General features: G+C 51.8%; 15 protein-coding genes. 6 read left to right on the forward strand and 9 right to left on the reverse strand.

Going from position 1 to position 14220, the window contains the following annotated elements:
- Positions 1 to 70: 70 nt before the first annotated feature.
- The 4 genes from HV832_RS15295 to HV832_RS15310 form a co-directional block, all read right to left on the reverse strand.
- A complete protein-coding gene (locus HV832_RS15295) occupies positions 71 to 1120 on the reverse strand; it encodes a tyrosine-type recombinase/integrase (protein WP_176804731.1) in 1050 nt (349 codons plus the stop codon).
- Positions 1018 to 1323: a helix-turn-helix domain-containing protein gene (locus tag HV832_RS17605; protein WP_176804732.1), complete on the reverse strand. Its 306-nt coding sequence runs from the start codon at positions 1321 to 1323 to the stop codon at positions 1018 to 1020. The genes HV832_RS15295 and HV832_RS17605 overlap by 103 nt, the downstream gene beginning before the upstream one ends.
- A complete protein-coding gene (locus HV832_RS15305) occupies positions 1320 to 2447 on the reverse strand; it encodes a replication initiation factor domain-containing protein (protein WP_176804733.1) in 1128 nt (375 codons plus the stop codon). Before HV832_RS15305 ends, HV832_RS17605 begins: the two co-directional genes overlap by 4 nt.
- Before the next feature lie 807 nt (positions 2448 to 3254).
- The gene (locus HV832_RS15310; RefSeq protein ID WP_176804734.1) at positions 3255 to 3665 is read right to left on the reverse strand and encodes a thioredoxin family protein; all 411 of its coding nucleotides are present in this window, start codon (positions 3663 to 3665) and stop codon (positions 3255 to 3257) included.
- A 70-nt stretch (positions 3666 to 3735) separates the two neighbouring features.
- On the opposite strand from HV832_RS15310, the gene tsaB reads away from it, so the two are divergent.
- Genes tsaB through HV832_RS15330 form a run of 4 tightly spaced genes read left to right on the forward strand, consistent with a single transcriptional unit; the run spans position 3736 to position 6758 of the window.
- Positions 3736 to 4422 carry a tRNA (adenosine(37)-N6)-threonylcarbamoyltransferase complex dimerization subunit type 1 TsaB gene (gene tsaB / locus HV832_RS15315; RefSeq protein WP_176804735.1) on the forward strand — a complete coding sequence of 229 codons (687 nt, stop codon included), beginning with the start codon at positions 3736 to 3738 and terminating at the stop codon, positions 4420 to 4422.
- Between the two features lie 32 nt (positions 4423 to 4454).
- Positions 4455 to 4910: a ribosomal protein S18-alanine N-acetyltransferase gene (gene rimI, locus HV832_RS15320; RefSeq protein ID WP_223827327.1), complete on the forward strand. Its 456-nt coding sequence runs from the start codon at positions 4455 to 4457 to the stop codon at positions 4908 to 4910.
- Complete coding sequence (locus tag HV832_RS15325; RefSeq protein WP_176804736.1) at positions 4907 to 5734, forward strand: uracil-DNA glycosylase; 828 nt, start codon at positions 4907 to 4909, stop codon at positions 5732 to 5734. The genes rimI and HV832_RS15325 overlap by 4 nt, the downstream gene beginning before the upstream one ends.
- Positions 5718 to 6758, forward strand: coding sequence for a DUF1853 family protein (locus tag HV832_RS15330; RefSeq protein WP_176804737.1), 1041 nt, complete (start codon positions 5718 to 5720; stop codon positions 6756 to 6758). The genes HV832_RS15325 and HV832_RS15330 overlap by 17 nt, the downstream gene beginning before the upstream one ends.
- Before the next feature lie 4 nt (positions 6759 to 6762).
- On the opposite strand, the gene lplT is transcribed toward HV832_RS15330, so the two are convergent.
- Positions 6763 to 8025, reverse strand: coding sequence for a lysophospholipid transporter LplT (gene lplT / locus HV832_RS15335; protein ID WP_176804738.1), 1263 nt, complete (start codon positions 8023 to 8025; stop codon positions 6763 to 6765).
- 138 nt (positions 8026 to 8163) lie between these two features.
- Between lplT and radA the strand changes: the two genes are divergently transcribed.
- Positions 8164 to 9543, forward strand: a complete 1380-nt coding sequence (gene radA / locus HV832_RS15340; protein ID WP_176804739.1) for a DNA repair protein RadA — start codon at positions 8164 to 8166, stop codon at positions 9541 to 9543.
- Positions 9544 to 9590: 47 nt separating this feature from the next.
- Here radA and hpnE read toward each other — a convergent pair whose 3' ends face one another.
- Positions 9591 to 10934 carry a hydroxysqualene dehydroxylase HpnE gene (gene hpnE / locus HV832_RS15345; RefSeq protein ID WP_317889336.1) on the reverse strand — a complete coding sequence of 448 codons (1344 nt, stop codon included), beginning with the start codon at positions 10932 to 10934 and terminating at the stop codon, positions 9591 to 9593.
- The gene (gene hpnD / locus HV832_RS15350; RefSeq protein ID WP_176804740.1) at positions 10927 to 11760 is read right to left on the reverse strand and encodes a presqualene diphosphate synthase HpnD; all 834 of its coding nucleotides are present in this window, start codon (positions 11758 to 11760) and stop codon (positions 10927 to 10929) included. Before hpnD ends, hpnE begins: the two co-directional genes overlap by 8 nt.
- A gap of 290 nt (positions 11761 to 12050) precedes the next feature.
- Between hpnD and HV832_RS15355 the strand changes: the two genes are divergently transcribed.
- Positions 12051 to 12926 (forward strand): hypothetical protein, encoded by an 876-nt coding sequence (locus tag HV832_RS15355; protein WP_176804741.1) that lies wholly within the window; start codon positions 12051 to 12053, stop codon positions 12924 to 12926.
- A gap of 183 nt (positions 12927 to 13109) precedes the next feature.
- Here HV832_RS15355 and HV832_RS15360 read toward each other — a convergent pair whose 3' ends face one another.
- Positions 13110 to 13814 (reverse strand): M24 family metallopeptidase, encoded by a 705-nt coding sequence (locus HV832_RS15360; protein ID WP_176804742.1) that lies wholly within the window; start codon positions 13812 to 13814, stop codon positions 13110 to 13112.
- Positions 13815 to 13846: 32 nt separating this feature from the next.
- A complete protein-coding gene (locus tag HV832_RS15365; protein ID WP_176804743.1) occupies positions 13847 to 14032 on the reverse strand; it encodes a hypothetical protein in 186 nt (61 codons plus the stop codon).
- Positions 14033 to 14220: the final 188 nt, after the last annotated feature.

Here is a 14220-nt window from a genome sequence, read left to right on the forward strand (position 1 = left end):
GCCAGCCGCACCAGATACAAGGGATCAGATGCAAATCTGGTCCCTTTTTTCTTTCAGCGTAGGGATTTCGTCACGTTATTTCCATCCCGACGCCAGTTCGACGATTTACCCATTGGGCTAAATGCTCTGTCGAAAGATGAGCGTACCGCTGCACCATCTCCGACGTAGCCCATCCGCCCAGCTCCCGTAACACGTTTAACGGCGTCCCATCTTGCGCGTGCCACGATGCCCAAGTGTGCCGTAGATCATGCCAGCGAAATCCTGCTGAAATGCCTGCTTTGGCTAAGGCATTGCGCCATGACTTTGTTGCCACTTGAGTTACAGGCTTTCCTCTGTACGGAAAAACCCAATTTTCATTTTTACCGACTTGCTGCCGCAAAACTTGCATAGCTTCATTTGATAATGGCACTCCGATTGCTTTTCCTGCCTTGGCTTGATCGGGATGTATCCACGCTTGACGTTTGATAAGGTCAACTTGCGACCATGCCAAGTGCGTTACATTTTTCCTACGCAGTCCGGTTTCCAGAGCAAAGCGCACCATTTGCCGTTGATGATCTGGGAGGGCATTTAATAGTGCTAATGCTTGTTCCCGAGTAATCCAGCTTACACGCTTGATTGGTTCCTTTAACATCGGAATATTTGGACATTGATCTATCCATCCCCAATCATCGCGCGCTCTCCTTAAAATCGCCCTTAATACTTCTAAAGTTCGGTTTACCGTGGAGGTTTTTGGTGTGATTTGTCTAGGTCTGCCCTTTGTTCGGGCTATTTCGTAGGGTAATCCTCTTGCCACCGTGATTTGCGATATTAGGTCGCGATCAATTTGACTCAAGTATTTCCCTGCTAAACAGCCATCTAGCCATCGCAAATGCGATTTATCAGTTTCAATTGAAGCCTTGTTTGCTTGCTCGGAAAGCCAGCGCAAAACAGTTTCTTGCCATGTTCGATTAGGTTTAATGCCTAACCGTTTTTCGTTCCAAAATTGCGTTTTGAGTCTGTCATGCAACTCTTGCGCCGCTACTTTTTCGGAAGTCCCAGTGCTTTGCTGTATGCGTCGTCCGTCCGGTGCAGTAAGTTCGATCCACCAATTAGGTGAGTCTTTGCGCCTGAAGAGTGACATAGTGTTTTCCTTTCGTGAGAGTCACTCAACGACACCTGCATTGCATACTTTGCCCTAAGCCAGTCGAGTAAGTCAACAGTAATGAAGATCCATTTTTTCCCTGTTTTTGCCGCTGGAATTTGTCCATGTGCTGCGAGCCGTGAAAGAGTGATTGGATGAATTTTTAAAAATTGTGCGGCCTCTTTTAAATTTAAGGTCGTCATCTTGATTCACCCGTATCTCTCGGATTTTTGACTTCTCTGGTGTAGGGTTCGAGTCTTTTTGGTACTCCGCTTCGCCGCAGTATTTCGATTACTTTTCCTGCATTTTCCTCATGTACTGCCATAAGGACATTGATAGCCTTTCCTGACAATCTGCTTGCATTTGCAGTGATTGAAGCAAGTGTCAATGTGGTCGCTTTCTGCAAAGTTTTGAGTTTGATTTGTTCTGTTGTAAGAAATGCGAGACAGGGGTAACTACCTGCCAAATATTGACCAGGCTTAACAAGCATTTCCCAAGGTAAAAATCTATTTTTGTTTCTCAACTCAAGTTCTACTCGAAACCAATTGCTCTCAGGGTCTCTTAGTTGTTTGCCTTTCTCGTAGCAGCGCAACATTTTATTGCCACGTGTACCTATGTAAATCGTTCTACCATCGGTTAGGTTGTGCCAATCACCGGCAACTTTGATTTTGGCGTCTCTGCCACCAGAATTAAAGCCTTTCAGTGAATACCATTCTAAAATTTGCTCGGGATTGCAAATTGCCCCATCCAAATCATCGTGCGCAAGATCGATGCGAGTAATGTTTGCGTTGTGTTCTTCTCCCCATTCTCTTATTCCTGCCCAGTTGGAAATGCGTGAGCAACCTGTCCCATTGATCACAATGTGTGCTTTGCCGCGCTGAGAGTTTCCACCCCAAGCAACAAATCCATACTTATCAAGTAAAGCGCAATGCTTAAATCCATTCCAGCCCGCTTTTTTAATTTCGGTGATTTGTAAATCGAACACTGCACTGATTTGTTGAAACAGCCAAGAGCGGATGTCGTTGTAATTGACCCTTAATGAAAATCCTAACCAGTCGATATGGGCTACTGATTGGTCGGTTGAGTCATTTGGAATGGGGTGCTGAATTAATACGGAATTATTTTCGCCGTAAAAGCGAATTTTTGTTTCTTCTGAATCGAATGATGCAAATGGTTGGGTTGCTGATTTATCGGGGAGGGGTTCTATTGCTGAACTTTTATCCCGTATTACTAGACGGGATGCAATCGACCGCTTTTCGTCCTGAAGGACGAGGCTGCTGTCGATTGCTGAATCGTTGTATTTTTGGTGATGAATTTTAGCGGACATGATGACTCCAATCGTAAAGACGATGGAATCAGTGCCCAAATTTAAAAGGAGTTTGACCCCATCGTCGATTAAAAAGTAAGGACGATGAAGTCACGGAAGGACGAGTTTTAGTTTGTGCGATAAGCTTTTGTCGACATACGTAGGCACTTCTGGCCTAATTCGTTGCGAAGCTATATGTCCGTCTTCGATTGAGTGTAGTTCCCAACCAGTGACGATTCAATCCTAAACGAGCGATGATGCAGATGCAAGGAGGGTAAAGTTTTTTTACAACACCGGAATGTGCCGCAAGTTACCCACAGCCCAGCCCGCCCGTGCTCGATACATTGAGCAGCGGGCTGGGCTGTGGATAACATGCTAAATTGACGATTGGTATGATTTTATTAATTATCCATTGATTGATATGTAAAAATGACATTCTGCGAAATACTTGCAACACCCTGCAGCATTCATTCAACCTAACTACATCTTTTTTCCATAGTTATTTGCTCAGTCTTGAAATCATCGTTTTTGTTATGTAGGGAAATTGTCACGCTGCAATTGTTGGTTGCGCTAACGTCCCCCTTGATAAAGTTTAGGCATTACAATGAGCAGGTATCGTAAGTGATTGAATTGTAATAAAATTGCGTATTGCATGTGATCCTACGAACCAAGGGGTCGTGGGTTCGATTCCTGCCAGCCGCACCAGATACGAGGGACCAGATGCAAATCTGGTCCCTTTTTTCTTTTTGCGTATGCGTTGTTGGGGTTGATTATGGTCCGGTTACGCTCTTGCGATCTGCAGACTGGACGTAACAGCGGGGGTTTTGATTATTCGGCCAGGATTAGTTGGCGCAGATTCCAGCCGGCAGGCGCCTGCTGATTGAGTGCGCTGCGCTTGATGGGGGCGGATCTCAGACTTTCCTGTAACGAGCTAATCAGCCTGTGCAGTTGCCCGATATCAGGCAGCATGGTTCCTAAAAATGCGACCTGATCCTGATATTGAATCAGTAAGGTGGGAAAGTTTTCAATGTCAATCTCGTCGATCAGATGGGCGGATTCTTCAATGTCAATCCAGGCAAAGCATTTGTCGGAGTGGCGTGCTGCCAGCTCCTGAAAAGGCGCTCGGTACGCGGTGCAGGTATCACACCAGGCGGCGCAAAGGCAGGCAACCAGCCAGTCTTTACCTGATAAGTCCTGTTTCAGCAGTTGCAGGTTGTCGGTATATTGATAAGTGCTCATGCAGCAATTTTAACTGATTTGATCCTGCAGAAATCCGTCGTGAACAGATTGAACACGTTAAAATACGGCCATGACAATAATTTTAGCAATAGAAACCTCCACAGAACTTGCTTCAGCAGCGCTGTTGGCTGATGACCGTTATCTGGTGCGTGAACTTTCTGGAACACAGACGCATTCTCAGGGTATCCTGCCCGCTATTCAATCCTTGCTGGCTGAAGCCGGTATTGTTCTGAAACAATGCGACGCTATCGCGTTCGGTTGCGGCCCAGGTGCGTTTACTGGCATTCGCACTGCCTGCGGCATCGTGCAGGGACTGGCTGTCGGTGCAGATTTGCCGGTGATCCCGGTGACCAGCCTGGAAGCCATGGCGCTTGGCGCGTATCAGCAGACTGGTTGTGCGCAAATCGCCTGCATATTGGATGCGCGTATGAATGAAATCTATTGGGCGCAATACCACCTGACGGATGACGCCTGTCAGGTAATCTGTCCGCCAGCACTGACGGCAATCAGCTTAGTCACCTTGCAGGCTGTTGATCCGCTGACCCTGGCTGTCGGAAACGGCGTGCTCCTGCCGCCGGAATTATCCGCATTCACCGTCACTCCTTGCATGCCGCATGCGAGAGAAATTGCACAGGCCGGAATGCGTGCATTCCGGAATGGCGCCGTATTCAGTCCGGAACAGGCGCAACCAATGTATCTGCGTAATAAAATCGCCCTGACCACTGCTGAACGTGAGCAGGCCAGGCTATCCGCCTGATGGATGGTGATCGAATGAGGGGTAGTCAGGACATGGGCGAGTATACTTTTGAAAAACTGAAACCTGCAGACCTGGATGAGATTCTGGCAATAGAAGAAGCCGCCTATTCTCACCCCTGGTCGCGCGGTAATTTCAGCGATTCATTTGCAAATGGCGACACCGCATGGGGATTACGGAATGCCGCCTCAGAACTGGTCGGCTATTTTTTTGTGATGCCGGTTGTCGATGAATTGCATTTGCTGAATTTTGCAATCCAGGTTGAAAATCAGCGGCAGGGATTGGGGCGGATTATGCTTCGTTACCTGCTGGATTACGCCAGAGCCCGGCATATGGATTCCGTTTTACTGGAAGTGCGCCAGAGTAATGTCCGTGCAATCCAGATTTATCTGGCTGACGGGTTTCAGGAAATCGGGCGTCGTAAAGGATATTATCCGTCAGCGAATCAGACTCGTGAGGACGCTATTGTGATGCGGAGAATATGCGGATGAACCGGAATAAATTCAGAATGCTGAATGAAATGGGGTTGGGACCGCTGTGGCTGTTGCGGCAACCGGCAGGAAGCCATGCTGTGGCAACCAGCACACAGGCAGAGATCATGAGCTCATCGCACTCCCCGGCTGCCGCTGCTGTTGCCGAAATGCCGGAATTTGCTGCAATGGTATCGGCAGAAACCATTCCTCACATGACGCCTCAGCCGCAACCGGCAGATACAGTTGCGCACGCTCCGGTCGCAGAAATGAATTGGCCTGCTTTGCAGGAATCTGTTGCGCATTGTCGCGCCTGCGGTTTATGCGAAGGGCGTAACAAGACGGTGTTTGGTGTCGGTGATCCGCGTGCGACATGGCTGTTTGTGGGTGAGGGACCGGGTTATAACGAAAATATCAAGGGCGAGCCTTTTGTCGGCGCTGCCGGACAGTTGCTCGACAACATGTTGACCGCACTGGGCTTGCGACGTGGTGAGCGGGCGTATATCGCCAATGTCGTCAAATGCCGTCCGACCGATCCTGCCGGGAAAGACCGGCCACCGACCGCAGAGGAAATTCAGGCTTGCCTGCCTTACCTGAAAAGACAGATTGCCCTCATACAGCCTGAGGTCATCGTTGCGCTCGGAAAAACGGCGGCAATTGCCCTGCTGCAGGCAGATCCGGAAACGCCGGTTGCACAATTGCGCGGACGCGTACACAGCGTCGGCAGAGTGCCAATGATCGTAACATACCACCCGGCTTATCTGCTGCGCAAACCACTCGATAAAAGCAAGGCATGGACTGACTTATGCCTTGCCCAGAGCACCTTGCATGTCGCAGCCAGCTGAATTGAATTTCGGGGATTATCAGCATCAGTTTCATGCTGACTGGTCGCACCTGAACGATCCTCATGTGCGTGCGCTGGCATGGTTGCTGACCTCGCCCCATTTGCTGAATCCCGCCTCGCCAGTATGGCACGGTGCTAATGTCGCACCGGTTTTATCCCATAGCGATGCCGTGCATACATTTCTGACCATGCTGGATCAGCAACCTGCTGCCTTGTACGCTGCACTGGCGGCCGCTCCGACGCGCCGTCTCGGCCTGTATGCGGAAACGTTGTTCGGATTTTTTCTCGATAAAGTTACCACCTTGTATGCACATGGTTTGCAGGTGCAGGATCTGAGCGGGCGTACGGTTGGCGAATTTGATTTTCTGGTGCGGGAATCGGATGCCTTATCGCACTGGGAACTGGCGACCAAATTTTATCTGTTGGACAGTGTATGTGAAGGCGATCAAATCCTGCAGCATCCAAACAAACATCTTGATCTGTTCGATTATCTGGGCCCCAATCTGGGTGATACGCTGGGCGCTAAAATGGATAAAATCGTTCGCCAGCAGTTGCGTTTACCGCATCACCCGGCAGCTACGCAAGTATTGGATTGGCCTGTCCGCCAGTCGCAGGCCTGGATTAAAGGTTGGCTGTTTTACCGCAATCCTGCGGAGACCCGTACGGATAATTTACCGGAGGGAATCGCTGCGCATCATTGTGCCGGTTACATCTGGACATTGGATGATCTGAAGAAGAACACGGTTTTTCAAGGTGTGATACTGCCAAGACTGGAATGGCTGGCGCCGGTTCAATGCCTGCCCCAGCAAGTGTCGTCGCAACCAGCATTGATTGATGAGATCGGCAGGCAGATGGCGCGCATTGCGTCGCCGGTGATGCTGGCGATGACCCGGACCGTCAATGGCAGAGCACAGGAAGTATGTCGCGGTATGGTGTTGCCTGAAGACTGGTGGGCGCGTGCTGCGTTGGCCAGACCTGCGCTGAAGCCGGGGCGAAAGAATGTCGCTGGTTCTGATCAGATGTGATGAATCAGTGCTTATGTTCTCCGATCAGGGACAGCGAATCATGCTGACGCTGATTCGCTTCATGCCTCTTCATGACCAGGAACATGGTGCTGGCAACAAACAAACCGAATAGCACGATCACGATCTGTATGCTGAGATTCATGAAAATCATCAGTGCATAGAGTGCCAGCATCGTCAGAACTGACAGATTTTCATTGAAATTCTGTACTGCGATGGAATGGCCTGCGCTCATGAGTACATGCCCTCTGTGCTGCAACAGTGCATTCATCGGCACCACAAAGAAACCGGCAAGGGCGCCCACCAGGATCAGCAACGGATAGGCAACCCAGACGTTACGCACCAGAATCATCGTCGTGACCACCAGCCCCATCGCAATGCCAAGCGGCATCACGGATAGCGATTTTCTCAGGGGAACAAACCGGGCGGCAGCCACTGCTCCCAATGCAATACCGATGGCAACCACGCCTTGCAGCACGGCGGCTTTATTTAATGGCATCTGTAGTGATTCCTCGGCCCATTTCAACACGATGAACTGCAATGTCGCACCCGCACCCCAGAACAGGGTGGTGACTGCGAGAGAAATCTGTCCCAGCTTATCTTTCCACAGAGTGGTAAAACACCTGGAGAAATCGCCTATCAGTCGGATCGGATGATGCTTTTGATGCTCATAGCGCGCGCCGGTGTCTGGAATGCGCAGATTGAATAAAGCAGCCAGACCGTAAAAGCCGGTAATGACCGTCAGCGCGGCTTCGGTCGGTGTGTAAATCGGAAAGTCGACAACCGGAAAATCAAAATTTAACAAGGCAGCCGAAATATGTGGCGTGACCAGTGCGCCGCCCAGTACCGTACCCAGAATGATCGACGTGACCGTCAGACCCTCGATCCAGCCATTGGCAGCAACCAGTTTTTCCGGTGGCAGCAGCTCTGTCAGGATGCCGTATTTGGCAGGAGAATACGCTGCAGCACCGAATCCGACGACCGCATACGCCAGTAACGGATGAACATGAACGAACATCAGGATACAGCCGGCGACTTTGATCATATTGGTGATAAACATGACTCTTCCTTTTGGAAGTGAGTCAGCAAAGGCGCCGACAAAAGCTGCCAGCAGGACATAGGACAGGACAAAAAACAATTTCAGCAGTGGCGGCATCCATGTGGGTGATTGCATAGACACCAATAAGGCCATCGAGACAATGAGTAATGCGTTATCTGCCAGCGATGAAAAAAACTGCGCCGCCATAATCGTATAGAAACCATGTTTCATGCTGATTGTTTGCCTGTTACAAAGTGTTATCGGTCAGCTTTATACCATGAAAAATGCACCGGCTCTGTGAAATAGCGCATGTTATCGATTGAATACTGGTTAAAATATCAGTGTTTATTTCACTTACTCCTGAAAATAATGGCTAAGGCAAAAACCAATTACACCTGCACCGAATGTGGCGGCATTGTGAATAAATGGGCAGGACAGTGTCCGGCCTGCGGGCAGTGGAATACGCTGGTGGAAACCGTGATTGAAGCATCGGTCAACCGCTTTTCAGGAAAGCATCAGAGCCTGGCCCAGACCGCACCGGTTTTGAATCTGGCGGAAATTGAAGCCGCCGACATTCCGCGTTTCAGTACCGGCATTGAAGAGTTTGATCGTGTGCTGGGCGGCGGCATGGTGCCGGGCGGTGTAGTGCTGATCGGTGGTGACCCGGGCATCGGCAAATCCACGCTGCTGCTGCAGACACTGGCGAATCTGGCGAGAGAGAAAAAGGTGTTGTATGTCAGCGGCGAGGAGTCGGGGGCGCAGATTGCACTGCGTGCGCACCGGCTGGCACTGGATACGCGGGAGCTGGCGCTGCAGGCAGAAATTCAACTCGAGAAAATTCTTAACACGCTGGCAGATCACCGCCCACAGGTGGTAGTCATCGATTCGATTCAGACACTGTATTCAGACGCACTGAGTTCTGCGCCGGGTTCGGTGGCGCAGGTGCGGGAATGCGCAGCGCAACTCACCCGTGTGGCGAAAACCATGAATATCACCATGATTCTGGTCGGGCATGTGACCAAAGAAGGTGCCTTGGCAGGACCGCGGGTGCTGGAGCATATCGTCGATACCGTACTGTATTTTGAGGGCGACACCCATTCCAGTTTCCGTTTGGTGCGTGCGATTAAAAACCGCTTTGGTGCCGTCAATGAACTTGGTGTTTTTGCGATGACAGAGCGCGGCCTCAAGGGGGTATCTAATCCTTCGGCATTATTCTTATCCCAGCATGAAACGCAGGTTGCCGGTTCCTGTGTGATGGTGACGCAGGAGGGAACCCGGCCGCTGCTGGTCGAGATACAGGCCTTGGTCGACAGTTCATTTGCACCGAATGCCAAACGGCTTTCTGTCGGTCTGGAACAGAACCGGCTTGCCATGCTGCTGGCGGTATTGCACCGGCATGCCGGAGTGGCGGCGTTTGATCAGGACGTGTTCATCAATGCCGTGGGCGGAGTGAAAATTGCGGAGCCGGCTGCCGATCTGGCTGTGCTGCTGGCGATTAATTCATCGATGCGCAACAAACCCTTGCCGCGTCATCTGGTCGTGTTTGGCGAAGTCGGGCTGGCCGGGGAGATCCGGCCTGCGCCGCGCGGTCAGGAGCGCTTGAAAGAAGCGGCGAAACTGGGATTCCGGATCGCGATGATCCCCAAAGCCAATGCACCGAAACAGAAGATTGACGGCCTGACGATTATCGCCGTGGACCGGATTGATGAAGCGATGAACCGTATCCGTGATGTCGATGATCTCGGCTGATTCTGACTTTATGTCCGCATTGTGTGCAATGCGCGGTGCCAGATGTGTCAGAAGCTGGCCTGGCCGGTGATGATCAACTGCGCTGCCCGCTGCCCGCTGCGAACCGCACCTTCGAGCGTGGCGGGATAGTCGCCGCGTGTGTAATCGCCTGCCAGCAGCAGTCCGGAGATTGTGGTCAGATTGTCCGGTCGCTGCAAGCCGGGAGTGCAGCGGAACGTGGCTTTTTTCTCCGTAATCACCTGATGCCAGAGCGGCTGTGCCAGCACCGGCAGGCGCAATTCGCAGGCAAGCTGATGGGCGATTGCAGCAGCAAGCCCTGCATGATCGTGCGTGATGTTGAGGTCCGGCGCACTGACGACGACTGCCAGCAAGCCTGCCTGATCGGGGTGCAGTTGCCCGCGGTCGAATACATATTGTCCCCAGTACTGGCGGGAAGCGTCTTCTTTTAATGCGTACATCGCACGCGGCAGCTGAAATGCAGCGTCATATTGCAGATAACAGGTGGTAATTGCTTCGTCAGCGAAAACCGGCAACGGCGTTGTCTCCAGCTGAGTGCGCACGATCAGGCGCTGGGCATTGCGCGCTTCCGTCGCCACAATGACGGCATCAAAGCCATCGGTTTGCGTATCTGCGGTCTGTACCGACCATGAGCGCTCGTGACCGCGTTTCAGTTGCCGCACCGGTTGCTGACAATGGACTTCGGCACCACGTTGTCGCAGAAAGCGAATGGCCTGTTCCGGAAACAGTGCTGATAAATCCATGCGTGGCAACAGCATGTCGGAAGCACTGCGGCGCGCACCCAGGCTGTCGCGCAACACATGCAGGAATACCTGCGCCGAGGCTTGCTCAGGTCTGGTATTGAGAGCGGCGAGGCATAAGGGATACCACATCAGCTGACAAAGCCGGTCAGTCTGCCCAAAACGGGCTAGCAGTTCTGTCACGGAGCAGTCCTGATACAGCTGCCAGCCCATCCAGCGTGCAGCAGATGAAAATCGGATTAATGCCAGTTTATCTGCCCTTTGCAGACCGGTGGCTTGCCACAGGCCCGCCAGCAGATGTAACGGGGCGGGCAGGTGCGCTGCAATCAGCGCCATGTCTGCCTGAGGATCGGGATACACCATTTGTAACGGCAAACGCACGAATGCCTGATCCTGAGGGATGCCGACTTGCTGCATCAGTTTCAGAATCTGGCGGTAAGCGCCGAGCAGGATGTGCTGGCCATTGTCCAGATTCCGGTTATGCAGGCGAACTCGCCTGGCGCGTCCGCCTGGTGTTTTAGCTGCTTCATACAGTGTGACCCGGTGATCTGCCTGACACAACATGACGGCAGCTGCGCAGCCTGCCCAGCCGGCACCGATGATGGCAACGCGTTGCGGACTTTGTTTAGCCACGGATATAGGTTGTCCAGGCTAGCCAGAGTTTGCGGATTGGCGTGAGCGAGATACGCTGATTCAGCACATGAAAGTCGTCATGCTGAATTTCCTTCAACAGGGTGCGATAAATCGCCGCCATGATCAGGCCGGTACGCTGGGCGCGGCGGTCTTCCGGCGGCAGCATGTTCAGCGCCTCGTCGTACAAGGCCTGCGCCCGGTCATACTGAAACTGCATCAGGGCGACGAATTCGGGCGAATGTTTCGCGTTCAGGATGTCTGCTGCGGTGACCTTGAATTGCTGCAGCTCGTTGACCGGCAGATAAATCCGGCCTTTGCGCGCATCTTCCCCGACGTCGCGGATGATGTTTGTCATCTGGAATGCCAGACCCAGTTTTTCGGCAAACGTGCGGGTTTGCGGGTTGGTGATTCCGAAAATGCTGGCGGATAAAATCCCGACCACGCCGGCAACGTGCCAGCAGTATTTTTGCAGTGCCTGAAAATCGAGATAGCGGGTCTGGTTCAGATCCATTTCCATGCCGTCAATGATTGCCATCAGATGCGCGCCATCCAGCTGATAGGTGCTCATGTGCGGCAGTAATGCCTTGCTGACCGGATGCGTCGGCGCATCAGCCAGCATCGCCTGAATTTCCTGACGCCACCAGCCGAGTTTGCTGCGGGCTACCATATCATCAGAGCTTTCATCGACCACGTCATCGACTTCGCGACAAAAAGCGTACAGAGCAGTGATGGCGCGGCGACGTTCTGCCGGTAAAAACAGAAAGCTGTAATAAAAACTGGAGCCACTTTCCGCAGCTTTTTGTTGGCAATATTCGTCTGGAGACATGCTGTTGTTCAGAAGTAGATTCAGAAGGAAATTGGCGCAATGCCAAAAAAAATTGATATGCTAGCAAACTTCGCGCCGCTTTGAGGCGCTTTATGGCGATTTCCTGCGGTTTTATGCAGCCGGAGACGGGGCGATGCAGTAAGGTATCGTAATGTATTCTCCGGGCAGAATGCTTAACCCAAAATGCGCTAGCTCGTATAATAGTCGGCGCATTATATATTTATCGGGCATCTTGCTGGATGAACATAGAGCAGGTACCTGATTCGAAACTCTACATTTGGATAAACATCTTGAATAAATCAAAACTTGCAGTGGTGCTGGGCGGCCTGGGACTGGTTCTGGCCGGATGCGGCGGCTTTGTGTACACCACCGTGGGTGGCACGGTGACCGGCCTGGGAACAAGCGGCTCAAATACCCTGATTTTGCGGAATGATCTGAATTACCTCCGTACGCTGACAGCAGACGGAGCATTTTCATTCAATGTCGCCAGCAATGCCAATTATGCGATTACTGTTTCTTCCCAGCCGAATCTGGTGAACTGCTCGGTCGCCAATGGCACCGGAAAAATGACCGGCGATGCTTCAGTGAACAATATCGTCGTGACCTGCGTCCCCAATGTGCAGGTGTCCGGCACGCTGGCAGGCATGAATGACGGCGGCAGCATCACGCTGAATAACAATACCGTGAATCCGGTCACCAAGGTCGCGACCGACTATACAACGGCTGTTTCCGCCAATGGCAGCTTTTCGTTCACGAATTATGTGGTCAGCGGCAACAGTTACAATGTGACAGTGAAATACCAGCCTGCTGCGCAGTATTGCACTGTGGCGAATGCGACCGGGGTGGCTGATCTGAATAATCCGAATGCCATCAACAATATTGCTGTCAGCTGCGTGCCTGCCGTGCCGGTCAAGGTCACGATCAATGGCCTGACAGCTGGCAACGCCGTGACGCTCGCCAATACCACAAACGGTAGGGTGGACAAGCTGACCACTGGTACGATCGGTATTTATGCATTCAACTGGAGTCTGCTCAATGGTATGCCGTATGCTGTGACGGTCGATACCCAGCCGACCGGCCAGACCTGCACGGTTGTCAATGGTTCCGGCGTGGCCGATATCACCAAACCGACCGCTGCAAGTAATATCGTGGTCAATTGCAGCTGATTGTGTCAGATCACTGGCATATCTCTGGATGTGCCGGCGAACAAAAACCGGCATCAGGCCGGTTTTGTTTTTGAGAGAGCGTGTTGGGAATAATGATATTGGCTTGCTGTTGCCGGTTGCTGCGGGATGAAAATGATCGAAGGAAGGCGGTATTCAGTGTCGGAATGCGTCGTTTTTCCGGACTCAGAGTTCCCTTAATACGCCGGTTTCGTCGAAATAAAAAATCTCTTCCCGTTTGAATCCCCATTTGCCGCCTTTCAGCCGGACGAATGGCTCAAAGCTGAAAAATGGCGCATTTCCTAATGGTGCGCTGTTGGTTGTCTCAATGAATTGCCGCTGTTCAGAATCGGCCGCGATGCTGTGACCGACATTGTTGCGGTAATCCAGATTCACGAAGCCGCTTTGCCGTATGCGCATATTGGCCCAGTCAAACAACTGGCCGAAGGTGGTATGCGGTTTCACCAGTTTCTGCATCTGCAGATGCATCTGGTCAAGAAAGTTCAGGCCATTCTGAAATTCCAACTGTTTCGGATTGCTGGTCACCCGGCCATTTTCAATCGGAAATGAACGTGCACAGTCCCCCCAGTACGGTCCCAGCGTCGGGCTGAGATCGATCGTGACCAGATTGGAGTGGCCGACGCATTCATCATGGGGTTGGTAATCTTTGCCGGAAATGGAAACGCAACTGCGCGAACCCAGCAGCACCAGCGCCGGGCAGGTGTAATACCAGGTATCCGGATAACCCTGGGCCTTGAGCAGATGATGGGCTTTATCGGCAATACTTTTTTCCGTGTCGTCGGCCGTGATCATGGTCGTGATCTGGCTCAGAACGGCTCTGGCTGCAATCTGCACTTTCCGGTGTTGTGTGATTTCTGGCTCGGTGGGCATGATGCACTCAATCGCTGGTGGTTGTGGATGACTTACTTATCCGGGCTGCTGGTCACTGCTCTGACGCCTGCCGCCGTCACGTCGACAGCGGTACCGACGACAGCACTGCCGACTTTGACCGTCGTGGAGACAGCAGCGTCGGCGACCGCCAGCACAGTACATCCATTCAGGGAGAAAATGCATAGTAGGAAAAGCAGGCCGGATATACAAGTTCGCATGACAAATCCTTGATGTGGATGAGAATGTTGGCGCAAGCTGATCAGCTGCAGCTTTACAGGAAGCAATATTATCCATCAAATCGTCCTGGATGACAGAATATGCTTACTCAGAGCTGACAAAAAATATTTAGTTCAAATACTCTGCCTTGCCATCGTTTCTGATGTCTTGAGTGGTTTTTGGGGAGGAT

Origin of the sequence: Cognatundibacterium oligocarboniphilum, assembly GCF_013377855.1 — a bacterium.
GTDB lineage: Bacteria > Pseudomonadota > Gammaproteobacteria > Burkholderiales > Burkholderiaceae_D > Undibacterium > Undibacterium oligocarboniphilum.